Genomic DNA, 24,533 nt, shown 5'->3' on the forward strand with positions numbered 1-24,533 from the left:
CGATCACTTTGCGGCCCGGGGCGCAATTCCCGACGACGGCGGCCACGGTCCCGGCAAGCCCCGCCGGGGCCTGCGTTCCGCTCGCGGGTTCGGCCCGCCGTCGCTGTTTCCAGACGGCGGGCCTGCACCGAACCCGCGCGCCGGACGCCGGACGCGACGCCCGGGACCTACTTCTTGGCTGCGGCCTTCCGGGCCGGTGCCTTGCGGGCGGCGGGCTTGCGCTTGACCGGGCCCTTGGCGCGCTTCTCGGCCAGCAGTTCCACGGCCTGTTCCCGGGTGAGCTCCTCGACGGAGGTGCTCCGCGGGACGGTGATGTTGGTGACGCCGTCGGTGATGTACGGGCCGAACCGGCCTTCCTTCACCACGATGTTCTTCTCCGAGACCGGGTCCGGGCCGAACTCGGCCAGCGGCGGCACCGCGGCACGGGCGCCGCGCTGCTTGGGCTGGGAGTAGATCTCCAGCGCCTGCTCGAGGGTGATCGTGAAGATCTCCTCCTCGGAGCCGATCGAGCGGGAGTCCGTGCCCTTCTTCAGGTATGGGCCGAACCGGCCGTTCTGCACCGTGATGGGGGTGCCCTCGGCGTCCTGGCCCACGACGCGCGGCAGGCTCATCAGCTGCAGCGCCTCGTCCAGGGTCACGGAGTCCACGGTCATCGAGGCGAAGAGGGAGCCGGTGCGCGGCTTGGCCTTGACCGGCTTCTTCGGCGGCTTGGGCTTGCCGTTCTTGTAGTACTCCACCGGCAGGCTGGCCAGCTGTTCCTCGGTCATCTCCGGGATGATCTCGGTGACGTAGGCGCCGTACCGGCCGTTCTTGGCCACCACCGTGTGTCCGGTGTGCGGGTCAACGCCGAGGACGCGTTCCTCGGGGGCGGCGGTCTCCATCAGTTCCACGGCCTTGGCGGCGGTGAGCTCGTCCGGGGCGAGGTCCTCGGGGACGTTGGCCCGGGCCGACTCGACGACCTCGCCGGTCTTCGGGTCCACGGTGGGGACGGAGCTCTCCAGGTACGGTCCGAACTTGCCCACGCGCAGGGTGATGCCGTCCGTGATCGGAATGGAGTTGATCTCCCGGGCGTCGATCTCGCCGAGGTTGTTAACGATGCTCAGCAGGCCCGGCTTGCCGTCGGCGCCGAAGTAGAAGTGCTTCAGCCACGACGGGCCGGCCTCCTGGCCGTTGGCGATCTTGTCCAGGTCCGCTTCCATGTCGGCGGTGAAGTCGTAGTCCACGTAGTCATGGAAGTGCTGCTCCAGCAGCCGGACCACGGAGAACGCGATCCAGCTCGGAACCAGCGCGGAGCCCTGCTTCCGGACGTAGCCGCGGTCCTGGATGGTGGAGATGGTGGAGGCGTAGGTCGACGGGCGGCCGATGCCCTTCTTCTCCAGCTCGGCAGTCAGCGAAGCTTCGGTGAAGCGCGGCGGCGGCGAGGTCTCGTGGCCGACGGCGGTGATGTCCGCTGCGGTGAGGACGTCGTCCTTGGCCACATTCGGCAACCGGCGGGCCTCGTCCGAGTCGTCGTCGCCGCGGCTCTCGTCCTTGCCTTCCTCGTAGGCGGCGAGGAAGCCGGGAAAGGTGATGACGGTGCCGGAGGCGGAGAATTCGGCATCCCGGCCGTCGGTGGCGATCGCGCCGAGGCGGATGGTCGCCGTCGAACCTTTGGCGTCGGCCATCTGGGAGGCGACGGTGCGCTTCCAGATCAGCTCGTAGAGGCGGAACTCGTCGCCGGAGAGCTGCTTGGCCACCTGCGCCGGGGTGCGGAAGGAGTCGCCGGCGGGGCGGATGGCCTCGTGCGCCTCCTGGGCGTTGGCGGCTTTGCCGCTGTACACGCGGGGCGAGGCCGGGACGTACTCGGGGCCGTACAGTTCGGACGCCTGGCGCCGCGCGGCCGTGATGGCCTCGTTGCTCAGCGCGTTCGAGTCGGTACGCATATAGGTGATGTAGCCGTTTTCGTACAGCCGCTGGGCCACCTGCATGGTGCTCTTCGAGGAGAAGCGCAGCTTACGGCCGGCCTCCTGCTGCAGGGTGGAGGTGGTGAACGGCGCGGTGGGGCGGCGGGTGTAGGGCTTGGTGTCGACGGAGCGGACGCGGAATTCCGCCTCCTGCAGGCCGGAGGCCAGGGACAGGGCGAGTTCCTGGTTCAGGTGGACGACGCCGCGGGCGGTGAGTTCGCCGTCGTCGTTGAAGTCCCGGCCGCTGGCGACCTTCGAGCCGTCCACGGACGCGAGCTTTGCTTTGAACGAGGAAGCCGTTCCGGCGTCGGTGCCGAACTGGCCGGTCAGGTCCCAGTAGGAGGCGGCCTTGAAGGCCATCCGCTCGCGTTCCCGGTCCACCACCATGCGGGTCACGACGGACTGCACGCGGCCGGCGGAGAGCCCGCGGGCCACCTTGCGCCAGAGCACCGGGGAGATCTCGTAGCCGTAGAGCCGGTCCAGCACGCGGCGGGTTTCCTGGGCATCCACCAGGTCCTGGTCCACGTCGCGCAGGTTGTCCATGGCGCGGTGGATGGCTTCCTTGGTGATTTCACCGAAGGTCATCCGGTACACCGGGACCTTGGGCTTGAGGACCTCCAGCAGGTGCCACGCGATGGCCTCGCCCTCGCGGTCCCCATCGGTTGCGAGGTAGAGCGCGTCGGCGCCCTTGAGCTGGGCCTTGAGTTCGGCGACCTTTTTCTTCTTGTCCGGGGAGACCACGTAGTAGGGCTTGAAGTCGTGGTCGACGTCGACGGCGAACTTGCCCACCGAGGTCTTTTTCAGTTCCGCGGGGAGCTCCGAGGGCTGCGGGAGGTCACGGATGTGACCGATGGAGGCCTCGACAATGAAGCCCTCGCCCAGGTACTTGGCGATGGTCTTGCTCTTGGCCGGAGACTCCACAATCACGAGTTTCTTGCCGGTGGGGGCCTTGCTTGGCACGGTGCTCCTACAGAAAAAAGGTTGCTCGGGCAGAACCGCCCATATCCGCCTAGTTCACCATATTTTGCGGAATACCGCGCATTGATGCACAAATGCGCGGCGGCTTCGGACCCGTGCCGCCGCTGCTGTGAGGCTAGGCTGCGATGCGGCCGAGGGTCTCCTTCAGCCGTGTCAGCAGGTGGCCCTGCCAGCCTCCGGCCATGATGCGGTGGGCGACGGCGTGGCTGGGCTCCGCGGGGTCGAATCCCTCGTGGACCATAGCCAGCCGCGTCCCCGTTCCCTCCGGGGCGAGGGTCCAGGTGACGGTGCTTTGCAGGTCGTTCCCCGCTTCAGCGTCCCGCCATGAGATCCGGAGCAGGCGCCCGTCCCGGACGTCCAGGACACGGCTGGCGACCAGGCCGCTGAAGCCGACGGCCGGGACCGGGGTCCCGCGCATGATGTAGTCGTGCCCGACGACCGGTTCGAAATTGTTGTCCATGAGCCAGTCGGCGATCAGGGGCGGCTCGGTCAGGGCGCGCCAGACGGCCGCCGGCGGGTGCGGCAGGTATTCGTCCACGTGGATGGGGGCAAGCGGTGCGGTCACGGACACTCTTCCGTTCGTTGGGGGCTTTCAGGGAGTTTTCAAATGGCCGCGGGGCCGCCGCGGTCGTCGGGAATCATCGACCACATGGTGGCCATCCGGACGGCCCCGTCCGGGATCGCGTCCGGCGCCTCGAGTTCGTAGTCGCGCAGCAGCCCGAAGATGCGCTCCGTCAGCTCGGCACGCTGGGCCGGCGTGAGATAGAGCAAGTTGCTGGCCAGCACCACCGAGGCGGGCGGTTCCCCGGATTCGCCGCGCCGCCGCTGCTCATCCCGGGCCTCGGCGTGCGCCTTGACCCGTCGGCGGTAGGCGTCCAGTTCCAGATCCAGGACGGCGAATTCCGGGCTAGCCGGTCCGCCGCCGGATTTGATGGTGAAGTCCGTTCCGGCGGCCTTCCAGCGGCGCTCGCGTGCGTCCCCGGCGGTGGCCGCGGGCACCACGATCCCCCACTTCTGCAGGGCCCGCAGGTGGTAGCTCATGGCGCTGGGGGTCAGACCGGTCTGTGCCGCAAGCTCCGTGGCGGTGCGGCTGACCTGGGTGGAGTACAGCTCCGAGATCACTTCCAGCCGCGCGGCGTGGGCCAGGGCCCGGATGGCCTTGGGGTCGGTGATCTCCACCTTCTGTTCCGGGCGCGGCCTGCGCTTGCCGGCCGGCGCCTCGGCGGAATCCGCCGGCGGGTTCTCTGTCTTCACTCCCCCAGTCTAGCGACGGTTTCCAAACTATGAAAGGAATGCTTGACACTTACCCAGCGCGGATCTATGGTCCAGTTATGAAAGAAACACTTCATAAAGCCTCCGGGCCGGCCGGCCCCTTGTGGCGCAACCACGACTTCCTGCTCGCCAGTGGCTCCCGCTTCTTCGCCGCCGTCGGCATGGGCGCCGTCGTCGTCACCGTCATGCTTCGGCTCCAGGCGGAGTCCGCGGGCAACGGTCCCGGCGCCGGGCCGTGGCTGGTGGCCGCCTACCTGGCCTGCTCGGCCCTGCCCCTGGTCCTCCTGGCCCCCTGGGCCGGGCGGCTCGCAGACACCCGGGATTCACGCACGCTGGCGACGGCGGCATCCCTGGCCAGCGCCGCGGCGGTGGCGGGGATGGCCTTCGGGCTGCGGGAGGGTGCCCTGAACCTTCCGCTGCTGTTTGCCATGACCTTCCTGCTGGACGCGGCTCAGGCCGTGGCGGGCCCCACCTGGCAGGCCCTATTGCCCCGGATTGTTGGCGAGGAGCGCACGCCCAAGGCCGTGGGCACCATGCAGGCCACCACCATGATCGCCGGCATGGCGGGGCCGGCCGCGGGCGGCCTGCTGACCGGCTGGGGCGGCCCCGGGCTGGTGGTGGCGGTGGCCGGCGGCTGCTACCTCGCAATGGGAGCCGGTGCCCTACTGATCCGCACCCGGCGCGGCACGGCCGCCGAACGCGCGGGGCGGCCTGCCCCGGCGCTGCTCGACGGGTTGCGCCTGCTCCGGCGGGACGTCCTGGTGTGGGCGCTGGTGCTCGGCGCCATGTTCTTCATCGTCGCCGGCGAGGCCACCAACGTCCTCGAAGTGTTCCTGGCCCGCGGCGAACTGGGCGCCAGCGAGGCGGAGTACGGGCTGCTGGCCGCGGCCTTCGGGCTGGGCATGGCCGCCGGCGCGGCCGTCGCCGGCCGGATCGGGAACGGACGGAACCGGCTCCGGGCGCTGCTGGCGGCGATGGTGCTGACCTCGGCCCTCCTTGGGGCGACGGCCCTGGTGCCCACGGTGGCGTGGCTGTTTGCCGCCTACACCGCGACCGGCGCGGCGTGCGGCGTCCTGAACGCCTGCTTCGGGGCGATCACCATCCTCCGGATTCCGGAGACCGGGCGCGGTCAGGCGATGGCGATCCTTGGCGGGATGACGCGGGCAGTGTCAATTGCGGCGCTGGCCCTCGGCGGCCTCCTCGGTGCGGCGCTGCCGGTCCGCACCAACTTCTTCGCCACGGGCACCGCGGGAGTGCTGGTCGCGGCGGCCGTGGCGGTGGTGGTCCTGCGGATCCCGGGCACGGAACAATCAGTCGGGACCCAATCAGGCAGGAATCAGGAAGCCGTCCCGGACCAGGTTGGCGACGTCGTCGAGCAGCCCCTGCCGGAAGGTGCCGCTGTCGTGGCCCTCGTGCCCGCCCAGGAGGGCATCGAGCGCCCCGGCGATCTGCCCGGCGGTGAGCTCGCCGTCGCACGCTGAGACGAAGCCGGCCAGTTCCGTGCTCAACAGGTTGGTGCGGCGGAGGCCGGCACCCTGGCGCAGCAGGATCACGCCGGGGTGCTCGGCGCCGGGCCGCTGGTGCCGTTCCTCCGTGACGTCGTCGGCCACGAGCAGGTGCGCCGCCTCGACGTCGTGGCCGGCGAGCCAGTCGGCACGTTCCACCGCCGCCCCGAGGTGCGGCCCCACGGGCTGCTCGATCGGGTAGGTGATCTCCTCGAAGCGGCGCAGCACCGGTCCTGCTTCCGCGGCAGGGCGGCGCAGGAAGATCATGCCGAAGCCGATCGCGGTGACGCCGCGGGAGGCGAAGTCGTCCAGGTAGGCGGCGTAGGAACGGCGGTACAGGTCCCGGTCCCGGCCCTCGGAGGCATCCTGCAGCCAGGTTTCGGCGTACTGCTCGGGACCCACCTGCTCGCGCTGGATGAACCACACATCGGCGTCCTCCGGGGCCCACTGCTGCGGCCGGGCGGACCAATCCTGGCCGGCCGGGACTTCCCAGTTGCCCAGCATCTGCGCGGTGCCTCCGGGCGCCAGGACGGAGGGGAGGTCCCGGACCAGGGCGGCGACGATCTCGTCGCCGGGCAGGCCACCGTCGCGGTAGGTGAACTGGTCCGCCGTCGATTCCCCCGCGGTGCGCGGGGTAATCACGAACGGCGGGTTGGAGACCACCAGGTCGAACTCCTCCCCAACGACCGGTTCCAGCAGCGACCCGCGCCGCAGGGTGACGCGGCCGCCGAGGTCCTCTGGGTCCAGGTGCAGCTCCCGGGCATTGAGGACCAGGTTGAAGCGGGTGAAGGCTAGTGCGCGGTCGGAAATGTCCGTGGCGGTGACGTGCTCGGCGTGGTGGAGCAGGTGGAAAGTCTGGACGCCGCAGCCGGTACCGAGGTCCAGGGCCCGGGCCACGTGCCGCCGGGCGGTGACCTGGACCAGGGTGGTGGATGCCTGGCCGATTCCGAGCACATGGTCGCGGCGCAGCACGCCGGGGCTCTGGTGCGCGGCCAGGTCGCTGGCTACCCAGAGGTCGGCGCCCCCGTTCGGCTGCCCTTCCTCATCCGTCGCCGGGTCCCAGCCGTAGGGCCGCAGGTCCACACGGGCCCGGACCAGGTCATCCTCCGCCCCTTCCACGAGGCCGAGTTCGCCGAGGCCGGCGGCGCCCACCGAGGGCAGGGCGGCGTCGAGGGCGGCAGCGGTCTGCGGTTCGGCCAGTAGCCAGAGGCGGACGACGGCGGCGAGCGCGGCGGCGGCCGGGTCGGCAGCGACGGCGTCGTCGACGGCGATCAGGGCCGGGATGAGCTGGTCCCGGGCCAGGGCGGCGTGGGCGGCCTCACCGAGGAACGCGGCGACCCCGTCGACGGTGTAGCCGATGGCCAGCAGGTCGCGGGCGAGGGCCTCGGTCAGGTCCGGGAGGTCGCTGCGCGGGGCATCGGGGGTGTTGCCGGCGGTGAAAAGAGTCGAGGAGGTCACCGGTCAAGTTTAGGCGCGGCCCGGGACCTCCGGCTTAGCTCACCGGCCGGGCTAAGGCTGCCCCTCGACGAACACCCGCAGCGCATCCCGGACGAAGGCCGCACCGGCCGCACCGCCGTAGTTCGCGGCGAACCGCGGATCCGCCACGTACAGCTCCCCCAGGCCCCGGATGTAGGCCTTCAGCCCGGCGCCGCCGTCCGCCGCCGGGGTTCCGGGGATGGCGGCAAGCCAGCGGACGTGGCGGGCGGCCAAGTCCTGGGCCGCCGGGCTGTCCGGGGCCCCGCCGGACTCCGCCGCGGCCTGCCAGTCGGCGCTGAGCTGTTCGGCGGCCCGCTTCCACGCGTCCTGGTCCGTGCCGCCCATTCCCCGCCACCAGGCGTCCGCCCGGCCGTAGGCCTCCTTGCCCCAGCGTTCCTCGACCTCGGCCCGGTGGCGGGTGTGATCGAATCCGTCGAACATTGCCTCTGCCATGATGTCCTCTCCTTTTGTCACTGCCTCGAGGGTGCGCCGGACCGAGGCGATCTGGCGGGCCAGGCGGTCCTGTTCCTGGACCAGCCAGCGCAGATGCCCGGCGAGCGCGCGTTCGGCCTGCTGTTCGTGGGCCAGCGCGTCGGCGATCGCCCGCAGTCCGAGCCCCAGTTCCCGCAGAAGCAGGATCCGTTGCAACCGGAGCAGCGCGGCGTGGTTGTAGTAGCGGTAGCCGTTGGCGCCGGTGCGGCTGGGCTTGAGCAGGCCGACAGCGTCATAGTGCCGAAGCGTCCTGCTGGTGGTGCCGGCCAGCCTGGCCAGCTGCTGCACGGACCATTCCATGCCGGTTCCCTCCACTTGGTCCCTCCCGACGGCCCTGCCGGGCCGTTTCTTCGAGGATAAATCTTGACGCCGCGTCAAGTTCAAGGGTGCGGTCGGCGGCCATCGGTCCTGCTGCGGACCCGGTAAGTTGGAATCATGCCCACTGCTTCCCCGATGCCTGTCCCGCGCCGCCTGCTCCACGGGGCGTACGCCGCGGCAGCCGGCGCCGCCGTCGTCCTCGGCGCCTCCGCCTGCGCGCCCGTCACGTCGGTGGAATCAACGGATGCGAACGCATGGAAGGCCACGGCACTGCCCTCCGCCAGCGGGATCGTCCTCTCGGACGCGGGGAAGATCCTCAACCGCACCCCCGTGGTGCAGAGCGCCACCCTGGGGGCCGGCACCTACACCTTGACCATGAGCTGCGACGGCGGCGGCAAGGAATTCTTCGCCGTCAGCCTGGACGGCAAACAGCTGGCGGAGGCGGGAGCGGCCTGCAACGGCAGTCGCGAGGCCGCCACCATCAAGGTCCCGGCCGCCGGGACCGTGGCGATCAGCGCCTCCAGCGTCGACGCGCCGCTGATCTACGCGTACCAGCTGACCCCCGCGGCCTGACCCCCGGCCTGACCCTAGGGCGGCCGGGCCGGCCTGCCGTGCTTGGGCCTGCAAGGCTCGCGCGGGCCACGCCGGGGGAACCTACGGCACCTCACGTCGGCTGCCGGCGGCTAAAATGGCCGCATGACGTTGGGGGGCGCGGCACCGGAGCCGCTGGTACATATTCAAGACTTCCGCATGGACTTTGGCGAGAAGACGGTCATCCGTGACCTGTCCTTCGACGTCCGGGCCGGGGAAACATTCGGCTTTCTAGGCAGCAACGGCAGTGGGAAGACCACCACGCTGCGGGCCCTACTGGGCATCTACCAGCCCACCGCCGGCACCTTGCACATCGGCGGGAAACCCTTCAGCCCTCGCGACGGCGCCCGGCTGGGGTACCTGCCGGAGGAACGCGGCCTCTATAAAAAGGAATCCGTGCTGGACGTCATGGTGTACTTCGGCCGGCTCAAGGGCCTGGACAAGTCCCGCGCCCGGGCGTGGTCCCGCGAGTACCTGGACCGGGTGGACCTCGGCGACAAGGCCGCCACCCGGCTGGACAAGCTCTCCGGCGGCCAGCAGCAGAAGGTCCAGCTGGGCGTCACCATCATGAACGACCCCGAGCTGCTGATCCTGGACGAACCCACCAAGGGCTTCGACCCGGTGAACCGGCGGCTGCTGATGGACATCATCGACGAACAAAAACTCTCCGGCGCCACCGTCATCATGGTCACCCACCAGATGGAGGAGGTGGAGCGGCTCTGCGACCGGGTCATCCTGCTCAAGGACGGCACGGCCCGCGCCTACGGCACCGTCTCCGAGGTCCAGGAGCAGTTCGGCGGCACCCGCTACCGGCTCAGCTACTCCGGCACCCTGCCCGCGTCGGCGCGCTACGACGTCGTCAGCGACGCCGGAGGGAACGCCGAACTCTCGCCGCGCGGCGGGACGGACGAGGCGGCCGTGCTGCGCGAACTCATCGACCATGGAGTGGCGGTCCGCTCCTTCACCAGCGCCCGGACGTCCCTGGATGAGGTCTTCATCAAGGTCTACGGCCAACAGCACGAACTAGCGGAGGCCCGGACCCGATGACCCACCACAGCACCCTCCCCGAGGCGCCCGCCAAGGCCGCCCCCGCCCCGGTCCCGCCGCGCCGGCCCTTCGCCCGGCACAACCTGCGCACCGTGATCGCGTTCGAGTTCACCCGGACGCTGAAGAAGCGCGGCTTCTGGATTGCCACCCTGGCCATCCCGGTGGTCATCGCCATCGTGTTCGCCCTGGTCTACCTGAGCAACACCTCCACCGAGGCCCGCTCCGACGCGCAGAAGACCGCGTCCTTCTCCTTCACCTACACCGATGACTCCCGGCTGGTCTCGGACACCATCGCCCGGGCCATCGGGGGCACGAAGGCGTCGGACGCGGAGACGGCCATCCGCGACGTGAAGCAGGGCCGCAGCGACGCCTACTTCGCGTTCCCCGCCGAACCGGCGACGCAGACGGTGAAAATCTACGGCGCGGACCGGGGCATCTTCGAGAACGGCAAGTACGACGCCGTCGCCAAGCAGCTGCTGACCGTCTCGGCGCAGGCCGCCGTCGGCTCCCCGCAGCTCACCGCGGCGGCCAGCGGCGACGTTAAAACCGAGGCGCAGACCTTCAAGGACGGCCGCCTGACCGGTGGCATCGGCTCCGCGATCCCGCCGCTGATGTTCCTGGTCATCTTCTACGTCTCGATCATCCTGCTCTCCAATCAGATGCTCAGCAGCACCCTGGAGGAGAAGGAAAACCGGGTCACAGAAATGATCCTGACCACCCTGAACCCCACCACCCTGATCATCGGCAAGGTGGCCGCGCTGTTCATGGTGGGCGCGGTGCAGATCCTGGTGCTGCTGACGCCGGTGGCCGTGGGCTTCCTGTTCTTCCGCGACAAGCTGGCGCTCCCGGCCCTGGACCTGTCCACCATCACCTTCGAACCCGGACCCATGGTGGTGGGGGCGCTCCTGCTGCTGGGCGGCTTCACCGTCTTCACCGGCGTGCTGGTGGCGATCGGCGCCGTCATGCCCACCACCAAGGACGCCGGCACCATCTTCGGGCCGCTGATGGCGCTGATCTTTGTGCCGTTCTACGCGATCAGCCTGATCATCTCCGACCCGCAGGCACCGATCGTGCAGGTCTTCACCTACTTCCCGATGTCCGCCCCGGTCACGGGCCTGCTGCGGAACGCATTCGGCACCCTCAGCCCGCTGGAGTCGGTGATCATCATCGTGGAACTCCTCGTGGTGGGCGTCCTTATCCTGCGGCTGGCCGCGCACCTGTTCCGGTACGGCTCCATCCAGTACTCCGGCAAACTCTCCATCGCGGGCACGTTCCGGCGCCGCGGTCAGGCCGCCGGAAAGTAGCCCTCCGGCCGCGGGCCCCGGGCCGCGGGCCCCGGACTGCGGGCCCCGGGCCGCGGGCCCCCGACCACCTGGCCCCGGTCCGGAGCGTAGGATCGGGAGGTGAAACGACACTCCTGTGATTCCTGCGGCTCGGCCGTGTACGTCGAGAACCAGGAGTGCCTGCACTGCGGCGCCCGGCTGGCCTACTTCCGGCCCCGCGGCGCCGTCGTCGCCGTCGACGCGGCGGGCGAATACCGGGACGACGCCGGCACCCACTGGTTCCCGTGCGCCCACGCCGGGCTGGCGGCCTGCACCTGGCTCGCCGCAGAGCGCGGCGGTGAGTGCTTCAGCTGCGGACTCACCCGCACCCGGCCCAACGACGACGACGCGAAGGGCCTCACGCAGTTCGTTAAGGCGGAGCGGTCCAAACGCCAGCTGGTGGCCGAACTCGACGCCCTGGGGCTGCCGATCGTGCCCCGGAGCGATGATCCCGACGGTGGCCTGGCCTTCGACCTGCTCTCCAGCGCCCACGAGCACGTGGTGACCGGCCACGCCGACGGCGTCATCACCATCAACCTGGCCGAAAGCGACGACGGCTACCGCGAACGGATGCGCAACGAACTCGACGAGCCGTACCGGACCCTGCTGGGCCACTTCAGGCACGAGGTGGGCCATTACTTCGAGACCGTGCTGGTCTTCGCCGACCGGGACACCACCGCGGCGGCCCGGCGGCTGTTCGGCGACGACACCGAGGACTACCAGGCCGCCATCGACCGGCACTACAGCGAGGGCGCACCAAAGGAGTGGAACGAACGGTTCATCTCCCGCTACGCCACCATGCACCCCTACGAGGATTTCGCCGAGACCTTCGCGCACTATCTGCACATCAGCGACACCCTGGACACCGCCCGCGAATACGGACTCATCCCCGCGGCCGACGGCAGGTCCTTCCGGGAAACGGTGGACATCGAGTGGTTGCCGCTCGCAATCGCCCTAAACCAAATCAACCGGAGCATGGGCGAGGAGGACCTGTACCCGTTTGTGCTGTCACCGACGGTGCTGGAGAAACTGGAGTTCATCGCCGGGGTGTGCTCCGCGGCGGCGTCCCGGTAAGGGCCTCCGGGCGCGTTCTTCCGGGTGGCGTCCGCGCTCTGGCCGCCGGGCGTTCCACGGGCTTAGAGTCGGATTATGCCCACCGCGCCGGCCCCGACGCAGCGGCGCCCGCGTGGCCGCCCCGCCGCCGTCGCTCTCGCCGCGGCCCTGGCCTGCGGGCTGAGCGGCTGCGAGTACCAGTACGACGATGGCAGCCGGACGACGGCGACCGGCCCCGTGACGCCCACCGGCGGCGCGATCAGCCGTGACCCGGCGTTGAACCGCCCGGTGATGGGGGCGGAGCTTGAGCAGTGGGCCCGGGAAATCCTGCCGGCCACCACCGCGCAGATCTTCCAGTCCCGGGCCGGGCTGCTCGACGCCGGGGCGGACCGCACCGAGGCCACCGAGCGGCTCCCGGCCGGAACCTACGCCCTGTCGCTGGCGTGCCGGAGCACCCGCCGGGTGGCCTTCACCATCAGCGACAAGGAGAGCGCGCTGGTGGACCTGAGCCTGCGCTGCGGCTCCTCCCGGGTCACCGTGGTGCAGCTGGCCGCTGACTCAGTCCTGACGGTCAAGGTCGAGGCGCTTGCCCCGGCCAATTTCGCCTACCGGGTGGGGCGGTTGTGACGCCTGCTTAGTGGTGCGGTCGCCGGCGTCGCGTCGGCGTCGGCGTCGCGTCGGCGTCGGCGTCGGCGTCGCGTCTTCGCGGGCCCGCGGTCAGGCGGGGCAGCCGTCCGGGCAGCGCAGGGTGGCCGGGTCCGAGGCGCAGTCCGCGCAGTACAGGGTCAGCGTGCGGCAGCTGGGGTTGGAGCAGTTTTCGAACTTGCTGGTGGGCGCCTCGCAACGGGCGCAGCGGCCGATGGTCTTCGCCTCGTCGCTGAATTCCAGGTGCATGCGCTTGTCGAAGACGTAGAGCGAGCCTTCCCAGAGGCCGCGGTCCTTGAAAGCCTCCCCGTAGCGGACGATCCCGCCGTCGAGTTGGTAGACCTCCTTGAAGCCGCGGTTGACCATCAGGCTGGAGAGCACCTCGCAGCGGATCCCGCCCGTGCAGTAGGTGACCACGGGCTTGTCCTTGAGCGCGTCGTACTTGCCGGAATCCAGTTCGCGGATGAAGTCGTGGGTGGTCGCGACGTCGGGGACCACCGCGTCCTTGAAACGGCCGATCTCCGCCTCGAAGCCGTTCCGGCCGTCGAAAAAGACCACGTTCTCGCCGGCCTGTCTCTTCGCCTCCACGAGGGTGTGCAGTTCCTCAGGGGCCAGGTGCGTGCCGCCGCCGACGACGCCGTCCTCGTTCACCGTGAGCTCCCCGGGCGCGCCGAAGGAGACGATCTCGTCCCGGACCTTGACGCTGAGCCGGGGGAAGTCCTCGGCGCCGCCGTCGGACCACTTCACGTCGATGCCGCGGAAGCCCGGATATTCGCGGGTGGCCTTGACGTACTGCTTGACCGCCCCGATCTCGCCGCCGACGGTGGCGTTGATGCCGTCCTTGGAGATCAGGATGCGGCCGGTGAGTCCGTGTTTTTCGCAGAGGGCGCGCTGCCAGAGGCGCACCGCTTCGGGGTCGAGCACCGGGGTGAAGCCGTAAAAGAGGACGATTTTGTTCAAAGCCACGCCTTTAAGCGTACTGGGCTTTGCAGTGCGGCCACCCTGCCGGGCGTGGTCCACGCACCTCGTGACAGTGGCCCGCGGCCCTCGTAGTGCGGGGCCGGGACCCTCATCACGGGGTCCTGTGATGAGGGCGGCAGGTGCGCCCGGCCAACGTGGGAGGGGGTCCGGGACCCACTCGATTAGCGAGCCCCATCCGCGTGGCAGGACGCCCGGGACCGGGGCGGCCGCGGCGCCGGACCGACACCCGGGTCACAATTGCGTAAGCAAGCACCCGCTCCCCGGCCGGACCCTGTTGCTGGCGGCGGGGCTGGAATACTCTCATCCCATGAGTCTGGACGCGATGGTTGAAGACACCACCCACCTCCTGGAGGTCTGGGTCGCCGGCTGGGCCGGATGCCGTAGCTACGAGACCGGACGGGAGGGCCGTTTTCCCTCGGTCCTCCGCGCGGACTCGACCGGGGACTGGGAGTTTTTCGCGCACGATCCCTCCGACAACGAGTTCTCCGCCCTGGCCGCCAGGACTGCCGAGGCGCCGGCCCGGATCCTCACCATCCTCACCAACGACGTGGACCGTTACGCCGGGCTGGCCGCCCGGCACGGGCTGAACGTCACCTCCCAGTCCCAAACCATGATGGTCGTGGACATGGAAACCCAGGACGCCGAGGACCCGTGGCTGCCCGACGACGACCTCCGCTGGGTTCCCTCGACGGAGGGCGGTGTCCACCACGCCGTCGTCTACGCCGGTGACCGGGTCGCGGCCAGCGGGCGCGTGTTCGTCGCCGACCACACCGCCGTCTTCGACAAGATCGTGACCGAACCCGGTTTTCAACGCCGCGGCCTGGGCAGCTTCGTGATGCGGGCCCTCGCCGCGCAGGCGTTTGAGCATGACGTCGAGGCCGGGCTGCTGTTGGCGTCCCTGGACGGCCAGCAGCTCTACTCGCATCTGGGGTGGACGACGGTCTGCCATGTCCTGATGCTCTCCTCGTCCAACGAAGGGGCCGACCTCTCGGTGGGGTGAGCCCCTTGTGAGCCCGGGACCCGATTTGAGCCCGGGTGAAACAATGTTGGAGTGAATCCGCACGAGTCCCTGATCCCGCTGCTGGGCCGCGGCGCGGACCCGGAACAGCTCCGGCACGTGCGGACCATCCCCGCCCGCGAGGCCGTCAACGAGCCGTGGCCGGCGTGGACGCACCCGGATCTGGTGGAGGCCTACGGCCGTCTCGGCATCCACGAGCCCTACCGGCACCAGGTGCGGGCCGCCGACCTCGCCCACGGGGGCCGGCACGTGGTGATCGCCACCGGCACCGCCTCCGGGAAGTCGCTGGCGTACCAGCTCCCCGCCCTCGACGCCGTGCACCGGTCCGAGCTGCGGGTGCGCGCGGACCCCGGAAAGATCCACGACGACGGCGCCGTCGCCCTCTACCTCTCCCCCACGAAGGCGCTCGCCGCGGACCAGCTGGCCGCCATCCGGTCGCTGGGGCTCTCCACCGTCCGGGCCGAGACCTATGACGGGGACACGGACCCGTCCTCCCGCCGCTGGATCCGGGACCACGCGAACGTGATCCTGGCCAACCCGGACATGCTGCACTTCGGTATCCTCCCCAACCACGCCTGGTGGGCGCGGTTCTTCCGCCGCCTCCGCTACGTGATCGTGGACGAGGCGCACAGCTACCGCGGGGTCTTCGGCTCCCACGTCGCCAACCTGATGCGCAGGCTCCGCCGGATCTGCGCCTACTACAACTCCGGAGCGGAGGCCGGGGCCGGCACGGGCCAGTCCTGGCCGGTCTTCATCGCCGCATCCGCCACCGCCTCGGACCCCGGGACCTCGTTCGGCCGGCTGATCGGTGCGCCGGTCGAAGCGGTCGCCGAGGACTGCTCGCCGCACGGGGCGACCACGGTGGCGTTCTGGGAACCGGCGCTGACGGAACAGCGCGGCGAGAACGGGGCCCCGGCACGGCGGACCGCCGTGGCTGAAACCTCCGACCTCCTGGCGAACCTGGTCTCCTCGCGGATCAGGACGATCGCGTTCATCAAGTCCCGGCGCGGTGCCGAAACTATCGCCTCCATCACGAGACGCCTTCTCGACGAGGTCGATCCCAGCCTTCCGCAGCGCGTGGCTGCCTACCGCTCCGGGTACCTTCCGGAGGAGCGGCGCGCCCTCGAGCAGTCGCTCAGGTCCGGCGAGCTGCTGGGCGTCTCGAGCACATCCGCCCTGGAGCTCGGCATCGACATCTCAGGCCTGGATGCCGTCCTGGTGGCGGGCTGGCCCGGGACCAGGGCGTCGCTGTTCCAGCAGATCGGCAGGGCGGGCCGCGCCGGCCAGGATGCCGTCGCCGCGTTCGTGGCCAGCGATGACCCGCTTGATACCTACCTGGTGAACCACCCGGAGGCGATCTTTGACGTCTCCGTTGAGGCCACCGTCTTCGACCCGTCGAACCCCTACGTCCTGGGCCCGCATTTGTGCGCCGCCGCCGCCGAGCTGCCGCTCGGACCGGCGGAGGTCCCGCTCTTCGGACCGACGGCGGAGGGGCTCCTGGACCGCTTGGTGGCACAGGGTTATCTCCGGAAACGTCCCGCCGGCTGGTTCTGGACCCACCCGCAGAGCGCAGCCGCCATGGTGAACCTGCGGGCCGACGGCGGCGGACCTGTGAGCATCGTTGATGCCGACACCGGCTCGCTCCTGGGCACCATGGATTCGCCGCAGACGCACTACCAGGCGCACACAGGGGCGGTGTACGTCCATCAAGGCGAGAGCTACGTCGTCGAGGACCTGAATGAGGCCGAGCACTGCGTGGTGGTGCGCCGGGCCAACCCCGACTACTACACGACGGCCCGGGACATAACCCAGATCGAGGTGCTGGAGACCCAGCGAACCACACGCTGGGGAGATGTCGAGGTGCATTTCGGCGATGTGAAGGTGACGACACAGGTGGTCTCCTTTCAACGGAAGGCCCTGATCTCGAATGAGGTGCTCGGCGAGGAACCGCTGGAACTCGGGGCCCGGGACCTGTTCACCAAGGCGGTCTGGTTTGTTATGGACAACCGCTCCCTGACCGGGGCCGGGCTCATCGAGCCGCAGTTCCCTGGGTCGCTGCATGCTGCGGAGCACGCGGCCATCGGGCTGCTGCCGCTGGTGGCTTCCAGCGACCGGTGGGATATCGGCGGGGTCTCCACTGCGATCCATGCCGACACCGGAGTGCCGACGATCTTCGTCTACGACGGCCACCCGGGCGGAGCCGGCTTCGCCGAACGCGGCTACGAGAAGGCCCGCGTCTGGCTCACCGCCACCAAGGATGCGATCGAGGCCTGCGAATGCGAGTCCGGATGCCCGTCCTGCGTTCAGTCGCCCAAGTGCGGCAACAAGAACAACCCGCTCGACAAGGACGGCGCCGTTCGCCTGCTCGGCATGCTGCTGGCGGACGCCACCGACCAGATGGCCCCCGATACCGGGGGCAGCACCCCTCCGGCGGATCTGGACGGAGCCCCGCAGGCACCGGCCGTTCAGTAGCAACCGACTGGTTCCAGGGCCGGGCGGCCCAGGCGCCGCTGGTGCTTCATGGGGTGCGTTCCCCGGCGGGAGGACCCGCGCGGGCCAGGCCGGTCGCGGTCCCGAACGGTGACCGGGTGAAGAGTTCGGTGCCGACCTGGACCGTGTCCCCGCCCTCGATGCTGCAGGAGCTGATCCGGGCGTCGTTCCGGGCGGCGACCTCCGCGGCGACGGCGCAGGGCTCCCCCGGCGCCAGTCCGCGGGCGGCATCGGCGGCCGCGAGGGCGGCGAGGTCCGCCGCGGCGGCGGCCCGCGAGGCGAGGACCCCCGCCTGGGCGACCAGCCCCACTGCAGCCCCTGCCACCAGCAGCACGAACACCAAAGCGAGGGCCAGCACGGTACCGGAGCCCCGCTCGGACCCCAGGATGTGCCTCTCCGTCACGGCCACCACCGGCCTGACACGGAGGACAGAGCGACCGTGCCCTTCGGAATCCCGGGCGCGCGCCTCCGTCACGATGCCCACCGGCCCATCACGGCGGACAGCACCGACGATGCCTTCGGAACCCCGGATGCGCATCCCCGACACGAAACCCACCGGCCACGCAGATCGGACAGGGCAGGCCTCGCCGCCGTGAGCGGCCAGGGAGCCGTGGGGCTGATCGCGGTGCCAGGCGGATGCCCGGCCGTCGGTGTCCATAGTGCCGCATCGTCGCCGGTCTCCTGGCGGGCCGAGGCTCGGGCCGTCAATGGCCACGGCGCTAGCCGGCCCGCGGCGCCCCGGACCGGTCCGGTCACCGTGACGCTGAGCCACCCGCCGTCGGAGGCCACCGCCGCGCTCGCCGAGTCTCCGGCCACCTGGCGGACCACGGCGGACACGGACGCCTGGTCCTCGCCGCGGGCCAACGCCCGGGCACCGGCCCTCGCGGCCTCCTCCAGCCTCAGTTGCGTCAGTCCCGCTGCGGCCCCGGTCAAAAGCAGCCCCAGCACCAGCAGCACTGCCGGCAACGCGACGGCGAATTCGGCCGTCACGGCGCCACGTTCGCCGGGAGCAGCGGCTGGACCATGACGTCCCGGCGGTGCAGGCACGCTCCGACCCGTCGGGGCCCGGCCGTCCGGCCAGAGGGTCATGGCAGGGCCAGCGCGGTCCGGATCACGTTGAGCAGGAATCCGCGCACCTCGTCGCTGCGCATGATCAGGACCAGAAGTCCGGCGAAGCCGACGGCGGCCAAGGTCGCGATCGCGTACTCCGCGGTCGCCATTCCTGCCTCGGAACCGCGCCAGATGCTTGTCCGCCTGCGGCGAGGCGAGACGCTCCGGACGGGAGTGGCCTGCCGTGCGCCGGGATAGATTTCCCGGACCTCGGCCGACGCTGAATCTGCGGAGGCGTCCTCCGGGGCTGCGGGGATCTGTGGATGGAAGCTCATGGATAGTCCTCTCGAGTTGTCCGGCGCATCGGCCGGCTGCTTCCAATCTCCCCGCCGCGGTGACCCCTCGACAGGCCGGCGTGCGGCCAAGTGGATAACTCAGGCTGTGGAGGAACTGTCGCCCGGTGCCTGCTTCAGGGACCCGAGGGAAGCATGCCCAGCAGTACCGGAACGATGCCCAGGCAGACGAAGGCCGGGAGGGAGCACAGACCCAGCGGCACCACCAACCGCACGCCGAGGGCGGCTGCGCGGCGCTCCGCGGCCCTGAACTGCTGCCGGCGCAGCCGGGCTGCCTGCGCGTACAGCATGGCCGACGACGGCGCCCCGGTGACTGCCGCGAAACGCAACGCCTCCCGCAGGGCCTCCAGCTCGGCCGGAAGCCCCGGCGCACCCCGCCAGGCCGTGTCCCAGTCGGCACCGAGGGCCAGAGCCGCAGCCACCGGCCGCAGATGGACGCGTAACTCGGGGTCGGCTCGGCCGGCCAGAAGCTCCAGGGACCGGCCGAGGCCGGCACCGGCGTCGAGCATGGCCCCGATCAACTCCATCATCATGGCGGGATCCCGCAGGCCCCCAGTCGGTTCCGGAGGCTTTCCGCCGGCCGGATCACGGCCGCACAGCGGATCTCCCACGGCTCCGTGCCGCGCCTGGGAAAGCCACCGCCGCGGCAGCATCGCCCGGTCCAGGAGCAGGACCGTGGCGGCCACGGCGAGCAACAGGGCTACGCCAAGGCTCCCGGCGGGCGCGGTCACCAGCGGTGCCCCTCGGCGGAGCGGACCAAGCGGCCCGACCAGATCCTTCCGGCCGCTGCGAGGCCGGCACCGGCCGCCAGGCAGAGCAGGCCGAGCGGAGTTCCGAGCAATATCCCTGCCGCGTCGACTCCGAGCAGCATGGCGAGTGCGAGGCCTGCAAAAGGCAGCCACGTCAGGATGGCAGCGGTTGCCTTGGGACCGGCCAGCGCGGTCCGCCGGGCGCCGGCAGCGTCGTCGCCGGCTTCGAGGTGTGCGGCGTAGCGGGTCAGGATGTCTGACAGTGGGCATCCGCTGGCTTCGGCAATGTCGAAGCAGGCGGCCAGTTCCAGCCAGACGCCCCGCTCCGCAGACTGTCCCGCCGGTTGCCGGTGGCCCGCCGCGGTTCCCTCCTCGCGGGCCAGCCGTCGGCGGATGGCCCCGCCAATGGGAGCCCCTTGTCCGGCCGCGGCCCGGGCTGCGGACAGAAGCTTCAGCGATCCGGCGCTCAGCGTGGGCATCCCCGGTCGGCCTCCGGTCAGCGGGCGCACCCGGCGGCCGGGTGCGGGGCCAGGATGAGGGGCCGTCGGAACGGGCGCGTGGTCTGCCCCCGAGCCGGCGTCGTCATACCGTGCCCCGTGCAGGAGCCAGAGCTCGTCCCAGACACGCCCGACGGACCGCCCACCCTTGAGCAGGGCGGATAGTTGCTGCACCAGGACGGTCATGGAGGCCTCCTCGGCACCGGCGTCCCGCCGCCGATGAAGGAGCCGAAGGGCGTTCCGGACCGGGCCACTATCCGTACCGGGCACAGTCGGTCGATGCCCCGGTCCCGGCGGCGCCGATGGATCGGCGAGCGCCACACGCATCCGCCGCCGGGACGGGCGGACGGAACCACTCAGGACCCCGACGGCTAGCGCCAAGGCCACACCCAGCAACACAGTCACGGCGTCGTTCCGGGCAGGAAGAACCCCGGCTCCTGGACCTCCGCACCCTCATCAGGAACTTCCAGCGGCAAGGGGCCGGTGACCGCCGTGACCGGCAGCCCGAGCCGGGCGGCCAACGCCGGCCAGGCCGGGCCGCCCCGCACGGCGCCGTCGGCCGATTCCAGGGCGGTGGCCACCACGAGTCCGGAACCGTCGTCCCGCATCAGCCCCACCGATGCCACCTGCCGTCCGTGACGGGTCCGTTCCAGGTGCACCACCGCATCGAGGGCACTGGCGGCCTGCAGTCGGACGGCGTCCGGGCCGAGTCCGGCGAGCGCCCCGAGCGCCGTGATCCTGGCCGGCACGGCAGCGGCGGTATTCGCGTGGATGGTGCCGCCGGCTCCCGTGTGGCCGGTGTTCATGGCGGTGAGCAACTCCCGGACCTCCGCCCCGCGGCACTCTCCGACGATGAGCCGGTCGGGCCTCATCCGCAACGCCTGCCGGACCAGTTCGCCCAGGTCCACGGCACCGCCGCCCTCAATGTTGGTATGCCGCGACTCCAGGCACACGACGTGCGGATGCACCGGGTTGAGTTCCGCGGCGTCCTCGATGAGCACCAGCCGCTCCCGGGGGCTGCAGAGCCCCAAGAGAGTGGCCAGCAGCGTCGTTTTCCCGGAGCCCGTGGCGCCGCTGATCAGGAAGCTAAGCCTCCGCTCCACGATCCGCTCCAGCACGGTCCGCAGCAGCGGCCCGAACATGCCGGCCCGCCCCAGTTCGTCGAGGGAGAAGACAGTCGCGCGGCGGATCCGCACACTGAGCAGCGTTCCGGCGGTGGAAATGGGCGGCAAAACCGCGTGCACCCGGAATCCACCCTCCAGCCGGACGTCGACGCACGGGGAACTGTCATCGAGCCGTCGCCCGCCGGCAGCCACCAGCCGCGCCGCCAGCGCACGGACCTGTGCCTCGCCAGTGAAGGTCACCGGTGCGCGTTCCAGGCCCCGGCCGCGGTCCAACCAGACGGAGGTCGGCCCGTTCACGAAGATGTCGGTCACCAGCGGGTCCCTCACCAGCGGTTGCAGCGGGCCGAGCCCGGTCAGCTCCGCGCTGATGGTTTCCACGGCGGCCAACGAGCCGGCGGTGCCCAGCAACCGTCCGCTCGCCTGAACGGCGGCCGCCACCCGGGAAGCGGTGACCGGTCCGGCGTCGGCCAGGACCGAGGTCCGGACGGCCTCGAGCAGCCCCGCATCGGGGCCGGGGCTGACCTCCCGCTGCCGCCGTTGTCCAAGGCTTGGCGCGTCCACCGGACCAGCCGCGGCGTGGGCGCTCACGGGACCGCCGCGCTCGCAGCATCCAGGGCCGCCGCGGCAAACCGCTGCACGCTGCGCCGGTTCCCGGTCTCCAACAGCCGGCCGAGCTCGGTGGCGGCGGCGATCCCGCGGATTTCGGGCAACACGCCCGCCACCGGCAGCCCGACGCATTCCGCCAGCAGCTGCTCGTCGACGGCGACGCCGGGACGGTTGCGGACCACCAGGGAGGTCTCCACCGGCGGCAGCTCGGGAACGAGCCGGGCCGCGGCCACGGCGGCGCGCAGCTGGGCCGGCAGAACGACGAGGAGCCTGTCGCACTCCCAACCAAACGCCCGCAGCGCCTCCCGTCCGCGGCCGGTATCCACCACCACGAGCTCATAGCCGCGCCGGGCCGCGTCCAGCACCACCGCCGCCGCGGCGGGACCGAGCGCCGGGCCCGGTTGCCGGTTCCCGGGCCACGACAGGAAGGAGAAACCCCCAATGACCGGCAGGGCGCTGTGCAGCGTGGCCGGGTCGATACTCCCGCTGGCATCCGTGAGGTCGGGCCAGCGGAGGCCGGGTTCCTCCTCGGCGGCCAGCGCCAGCTCCAGACCACCGCCCCAGGGGTCGCCGTCGACCAGCAGTACCCGGACGCCCTGGCGAGCGGCTTCCTGGGCCAGCCAGACCGCCGTCGTGGTCGCGCCAGCGCCTCCGCATCCGCCGACGATGCCGAGGACGTGACCGCCCGGCTCTTCGCTCCCGGAACGGCTGAGGTATTCGGCCAGCCACGGGCCGCCCTCGGGGAGCACCGCGACGCGTTCGGCTCCCACGGCGGCGGCCAGGCGCCAGAGCCCGTCACCGTCACCGCTCAATCCAACGACGACGGCGGGTGCGCGCCGCCGGTAGGGCAGCTCCGTGATGTCACCGCCCACCAATACGGCTCCGGCCACGGCCCAGTAGACCGCTGCCTCCTCGACGCCGGCGACGCAGGTCAGCTGCCGCCCGGTAACCGCCACGATGCGCTCGATCTCCAGGCGCAGCGGCTCGGACGCGGTCACCAGCAACGTTTCGGCGGCGCCGCCGACCTCTTGGGCGTCCGGCAGCCACCGGGGCTCCCCCGGACCCGCCCTCCGGCCGCCGGCGCCGGTGCCCTGCCACGGCGGGCCGGGAAGCGGCACCCCGGCCGTCGGCCGTTCCGGAGGGACACTCCTCAGCTCATGCCTGTTCATGGGTCCACCATCCCCACCAGCGCGACGGAAGGTGAGCCGCGGACGCTCTTATGTGGACAACCGGGTGCTATGTGGAGAACTGGCCACACCGCCGTGACCGGACGGGGCCCGACCACAGGGCAGAATTGATCCCATGCATGTGCTGCTCGCCGCCCACCCCGACGGCGCAGCCCTCCAACGCCTCACCCCGGACGGCGCCCCGGATCCCGCCGCGCCCGACATCCGCGTGGTGCCCGCCGCCGACCTGCCCGGCGTCGTCCGCACCCTGGAACGGCAGCGGCCCCGCTGGATCTGGCTCCGCACCCAAGACTGGTACCCGTCGCTGCTGGCCGCCGGCGTCGACGTCGAACGCTGCTACGACCTGACCCTGTGCGGGGCCATCCTCGCCCACGCCGAATTCACCGCCGGGACGCCCTATGCGCGCGCGGCCGAAAAACTTACCCAGGATGGGGACGAGCAGCAGCCGCCCCGGATGCTGCAACCTCCGCCCCCGCCGGCGGATCAGGGCGCCCTCTTCGATGATCTGCTGCCCGCCGCCTCGCCCCGGCATTCCCCCGAGCAGCTTCGAATCGAATACGCCGCCCAGCAGGAAGCCCTGGCCGGTGCCCCGGACCGCGGCGACCGGCAGAAACAGCGCCTGCAGCTCCTCCTCGCGGCCGAATCCGCCGCCGCGATGATCGCCGCGGAAATGCAGCACGCGGGGGTGCCCTGGCGCGAGGAATTGCACGAACAGATCCTCGCTGACTTCCTGGGGCCCCGTCCCGCCCCGGGACACCGGCCGGCCAAGCTCGAGGCCCTGACCGTCGAACTGCGCACCCTCCTGCAGTCGCCCGCCCTGAACCCGGACTCTCCGCAGGACCTCATGCGGGCCCTTCACCGCAACGGCATCGAGGTCAAGAGCACCCGGCAATGGGAATTGAAGGAGGCGAAGCACCCGGCGATCGGGCCCCTGCTGGAATACAAGAAGCTGGCCCGGCTGTACACGGCGAACGGCTGGGCCTGGCTGGACGCCTGGGTCTCCGGCAGCCGCTTCCGGCCCGAGTATGTCGTGGGCGGCGTCGTATCCGGGCGCTGGGCCTCGCGCGGCGGCGGAGCGCTGCAGATCCCGCGGCAGATCCGCGGCGCCGTCCACGCCGACCCCGGCCATAAACTGATCGTCGCGGACGCCTCCCAGCTGGAACCGCGAGTACTGGTGGCGCTCGCCCAGGACGCCCGGATGGCCGACGCCGCGCGGGACAAGGACCTCTACGCGGGCATCGCGGCGCAGGGGTTCGGCGGCGACCGGGCCAAGGCGAAAGTGGCCCTGCTGGGCGCGATCTACGGGGCCACCTCGGGCGAATCGGGACGGCTGATGCCGCAGCTGGCCAGGACCTACCCGCAGGCGGTGGGGTTCGTCGAACAGGCCGCCCGCGACGGCGAGGCGGGCCGGACCGTGACCACGCGCCTTGGCCGCAGCAGCCCGCCGCCGTCCGAGCGGTGGCTGCGCAGCCAGCGCTCCGCCTCCGCGGAGGAGCAGCGCCGCGCCGAGTCCCTGGCCCGTTCCCGCGGCCGGTTCACCCGCAACTTCGTCGTGCAAGGCTCGGCGGCGGACTGGGCGGCCTGCTGGCTGGCGGAACTACGACGGCGGCTGCGCACCCTGCGCGCCGTCGGCGGTCCCGTGGGGGAACTGGTTTTCTTCCTCCACGACGAGGTTATGGTGCACTGCCCGGACAACGCCGTCGAGGCCTGCACCCGTGCCATCGAGGAATCAGCTACCGCGGCCAAGGACCTGTTGTTCGGTCCGATCCCGGTCGAGTTCCCGGTGAGCGTCGCCGTCGTCGACTCCTACGACAACGCCAAGTAACGCCCGCACGC

General features: G+C 71.0%; 21 protein-coding genes and 1 pseudogene. 9 read left to right on the top strand and 13 right to left on the bottom strand.

Going from position 1 to position 24,533, the window contains the following annotated elements; all coding sequences use genetic code 11:
- Positions 1 to 167: 167 nt before the first annotated feature.
- The 3 genes from topA to AB0O44_RS02580 form a co-directional block, all read right to left on the bottom strand.
- Positions 168 to 2,903 carry a type I DNA topoisomerase gene (gene topA, locus AB0O44_RS02570; protein WP_364133802.1) on the bottom strand — a complete coding sequence of 912 codons (2,736 nt, stop codon included), beginning with the start codon at positions 2,901 to 2,903 and terminating at the stop codon, positions 168 to 170.
- Positions 2,904 to 3,036: 133 nt separating this feature from the next.
- Positions 3,037 to 3,486: an SRPBCC domain-containing protein gene (locus tag AB0O44_RS02575; protein WP_364133804.1), complete on the bottom strand. Its 450-nt coding sequence runs from the start codon at positions 3,484 to 3,486 to the stop codon at positions 3,037 to 3,039.
- Positions 3,487 to 3,524: 38 nt separating this feature from the next.
- Complete coding sequence (locus tag AB0O44_RS02580; protein WP_364133807.1) at positions 3,525 to 4,175, bottom strand: winged helix-turn-helix domain-containing protein; 651 nt, start codon at positions 4,173 to 4,175, stop codon at positions 3,525 to 3,527.
- Between the two features lie 77 nt (positions 4,176 to 4,252).
- Between AB0O44_RS02580 and AB0O44_RS02585 the strand changes: the two are divergent.
- Positions 4,253 to 5,497 (top strand): annotated as a pseudogene (locus tag AB0O44_RS02585) (MFS transporter); the annotation flags it as partial.
- 21 nt (positions 5,498 to 5,518) lie between these two features.
- On the opposite strand, the gene AB0O44_RS02590 reads toward AB0O44_RS02585, so the two are convergent.
- Together AB0O44_RS02590 and AB0O44_RS02595 are read right to left on the bottom strand one after the other, a co-directional pair.
- On the bottom strand, positions 5,519 to 7,156 hold the full coding sequence (locus AB0O44_RS02590; protein WP_364133810.1) for a methyltransferase: 1,638 nt from the start codon (positions 7,154 to 7,156) through the stop codon (positions 5,519 to 5,521).
- Positions 7,157 to 7,207: 51 nt separating this feature from the next.
- Complete coding sequence (locus tag AB0O44_RS02595) at positions 7,208 to 7,966, bottom strand: TipAS antibiotic-recognition domain-containing protein (RefSeq protein WP_364133812.1); 759 nt, start codon at positions 7,964 to 7,966, stop codon at positions 7,208 to 7,210.
- A gap of 135 nt (positions 7,967 to 8,101) precedes the next feature.
- On the opposite strand from AB0O44_RS02595, the gene AB0O44_RS02600 reads away from it, so the two are divergent.
- The 5 genes from AB0O44_RS02600 (at position 8,102) to AB0O44_RS02620 (ending at position 12,624) form a co-directional block, all read left to right on the top strand.
- On the top strand, positions 8,102 to 8,557 hold the full coding sequence (locus AB0O44_RS02600; RefSeq protein WP_364133815.1) for a hypothetical protein: 456 nt from the start codon (positions 8,102 to 8,104) through the stop codon (positions 8,555 to 8,557).
- Between the two features lie 123 nt (positions 8,558 to 8,680).
- Positions 8,681 to 9,622, top strand: coding sequence for an ATP-binding cassette domain-containing protein (locus tag AB0O44_RS02605; protein ID WP_364133818.1), 942 nt, complete (start codon positions 8,681 to 8,683; stop codon positions 9,620 to 9,622).
- Positions 9,619 to 10,926 carry an ABC transporter permease gene (locus AB0O44_RS02610; RefSeq protein WP_364133820.1) on the top strand — a complete coding sequence of 436 codons (1,308 nt, stop codon included), beginning with the start codon at positions 9,619 to 9,621 and terminating at the stop codon, positions 10,924 to 10,926. Before AB0O44_RS02605 ends, AB0O44_RS02610 begins: the two co-directional genes overlap by 4 nt.
- Before the next feature lie 99 nt (positions 10,927 to 11,025).
- Positions 11,026 to 12,018: a putative zinc-binding metallopeptidase gene (locus AB0O44_RS02615; protein ID WP_364133823.1), complete on the top strand. Its 993-nt coding sequence runs from the start codon at positions 11,026 to 11,028 to the stop codon at positions 12,016 to 12,018.
- Positions 12,019 to 12,093: 75 nt separating this feature from the next.
- The gene (locus AB0O44_RS02620; RefSeq protein WP_290256145.1) at positions 12,094 to 12,624 is read left to right on the top strand and encodes a hypothetical protein; all 531 of its coding nucleotides are present in this window, start codon (positions 12,094 to 12,096) and stop codon (positions 12,622 to 12,624) included.
- Positions 12,625 to 12,714: 90 nt separating this feature from the next.
- On the opposite strand, the gene AB0O44_RS02625 is transcribed toward AB0O44_RS02620, so the two are convergent.
- The gene (locus AB0O44_RS02625) at positions 12,715 to 13,608 is read right to left on the bottom strand and encodes a rhodanese-related sulfurtransferase (RefSeq protein ID WP_364133826.1); all 894 of its coding nucleotides are present in this window, start codon (positions 13,606 to 13,608) and stop codon (positions 12,715 to 12,717) included.
- A 322-nt stretch (positions 13,609 to 13,930) separates the two neighbouring features.
- Here AB0O44_RS02625 and AB0O44_RS02630 point away from each other — a divergent pair, with 322 nt between their 5' ends.
- On the top strand, positions 13,931 to 14,623 hold the full coding sequence (locus AB0O44_RS02630) for a GNAT family N-acetyltransferase (RefSeq protein WP_364133829.1): 693 nt from the start codon (positions 13,931 to 13,933) through the stop codon (positions 14,621 to 14,623).
- A gap of 51 nt (positions 14,624 to 14,674) precedes the next feature.
- Complete coding sequence (locus AB0O44_RS02635; RefSeq protein ID WP_364133831.1) at positions 14,675 to 17,113, top strand: DEAD/DEAH box helicase; 2,439 nt, start codon at positions 14,675 to 14,677, stop codon at positions 17,111 to 17,113.
- A 46-nt stretch (positions 17,114 to 17,159) separates the two neighbouring features.
- Here AB0O44_RS02635 and AB0O44_RS02640 read toward each other — a convergent pair whose 3' ends face one another.
- From AB0O44_RS02640 to ssd, 7 genes are all read right to left on the bottom strand, one after another.
- A complete protein-coding gene (locus AB0O44_RS02640) occupies positions 17,160 to 17,534 on the bottom strand; it encodes an Rv3654c family TadE-like protein (RefSeq protein WP_364133834.1) in 375 nt (124 codons plus the stop codon).
- Between the two features lie 68 nt (positions 17,535 to 17,602).
- Entirely contained in the window at positions 17,603 to 18,220 is a 618-nt protein-coding gene (locus AB0O44_RS02645) for a TadE family type IV pilus minor pilin (protein ID WP_364133837.1), read from the bottom strand.
- Positions 18,217 to 18,516: a DUF4244 domain-containing protein gene (locus AB0O44_RS02650; protein WP_364133839.1), complete on the bottom strand. Its 300-nt coding sequence runs from the start codon at positions 18,514 to 18,516 to the stop codon at positions 18,217 to 18,219. The genes AB0O44_RS02645 and AB0O44_RS02650 overlap by 4 nt, the downstream gene beginning before the upstream one ends.
- A 134-nt stretch (positions 18,517 to 18,650) precedes the next feature.
- A complete protein-coding gene (locus AB0O44_RS02655; protein ID WP_364133842.1) occupies positions 18,651 to 19,265 on the bottom strand; it encodes a type II secretion system F family protein in 615 nt (204 codons plus the stop codon).
- Positions 19,262 to 19,966 carry a hypothetical protein gene (locus AB0O44_RS02660; protein ID WP_364133845.1) on the bottom strand — a complete coding sequence of 235 codons (705 nt, stop codon included), beginning with the start codon at positions 19,964 to 19,966 and terminating at the stop codon, positions 19,262 to 19,264. The genes AB0O44_RS02655 and AB0O44_RS02660 overlap by 4 nt, the downstream gene beginning before the upstream one ends.
- Positions 19,967 to 20,181: 215 nt before the next feature.
- Positions 20,182 to 21,465, bottom strand: a complete 1,284-nt coding sequence (locus AB0O44_RS02665) for a TadA family conjugal transfer-associated ATPase (RefSeq protein WP_364134670.1) — start codon at positions 21,463 to 21,465, stop codon at positions 20,182 to 20,184.
- A gap of 23 nt (positions 21,466 to 21,488) precedes the next feature.
- Entirely contained in the window at positions 21,489 to 22,679 is a 1,191-nt protein-coding gene (ssd, locus tag AB0O44_RS02670) for a septum site-determining protein Ssd (protein WP_364133848.1), read from the bottom strand.
- A 133-nt stretch (positions 22,680 to 22,812) separates the two neighbouring features.
- Between ssd and AB0O44_RS02675 the strand changes: the two genes are divergently transcribed.
- Complete coding sequence (locus AB0O44_RS02675) at positions 22,813 to 24,522, top strand: bifunctional 3'-5' exonuclease/DNA polymerase (RefSeq protein WP_364133850.1); 1,710 nt, start codon at positions 22,813 to 22,815, stop codon at positions 24,520 to 24,522.
- Positions 24,523 to 24,533 lie beyond the last annotated feature (11 nt).

Origin of the sequence: Arthrobacter sp. NPDC080082 (assembly GCF_040686595.1) — a bacterium.
Lineage (GTDB): Bacteria > Actinomycetota > Actinomycetes > Actinomycetales > Micrococcaceae > Arthrobacter.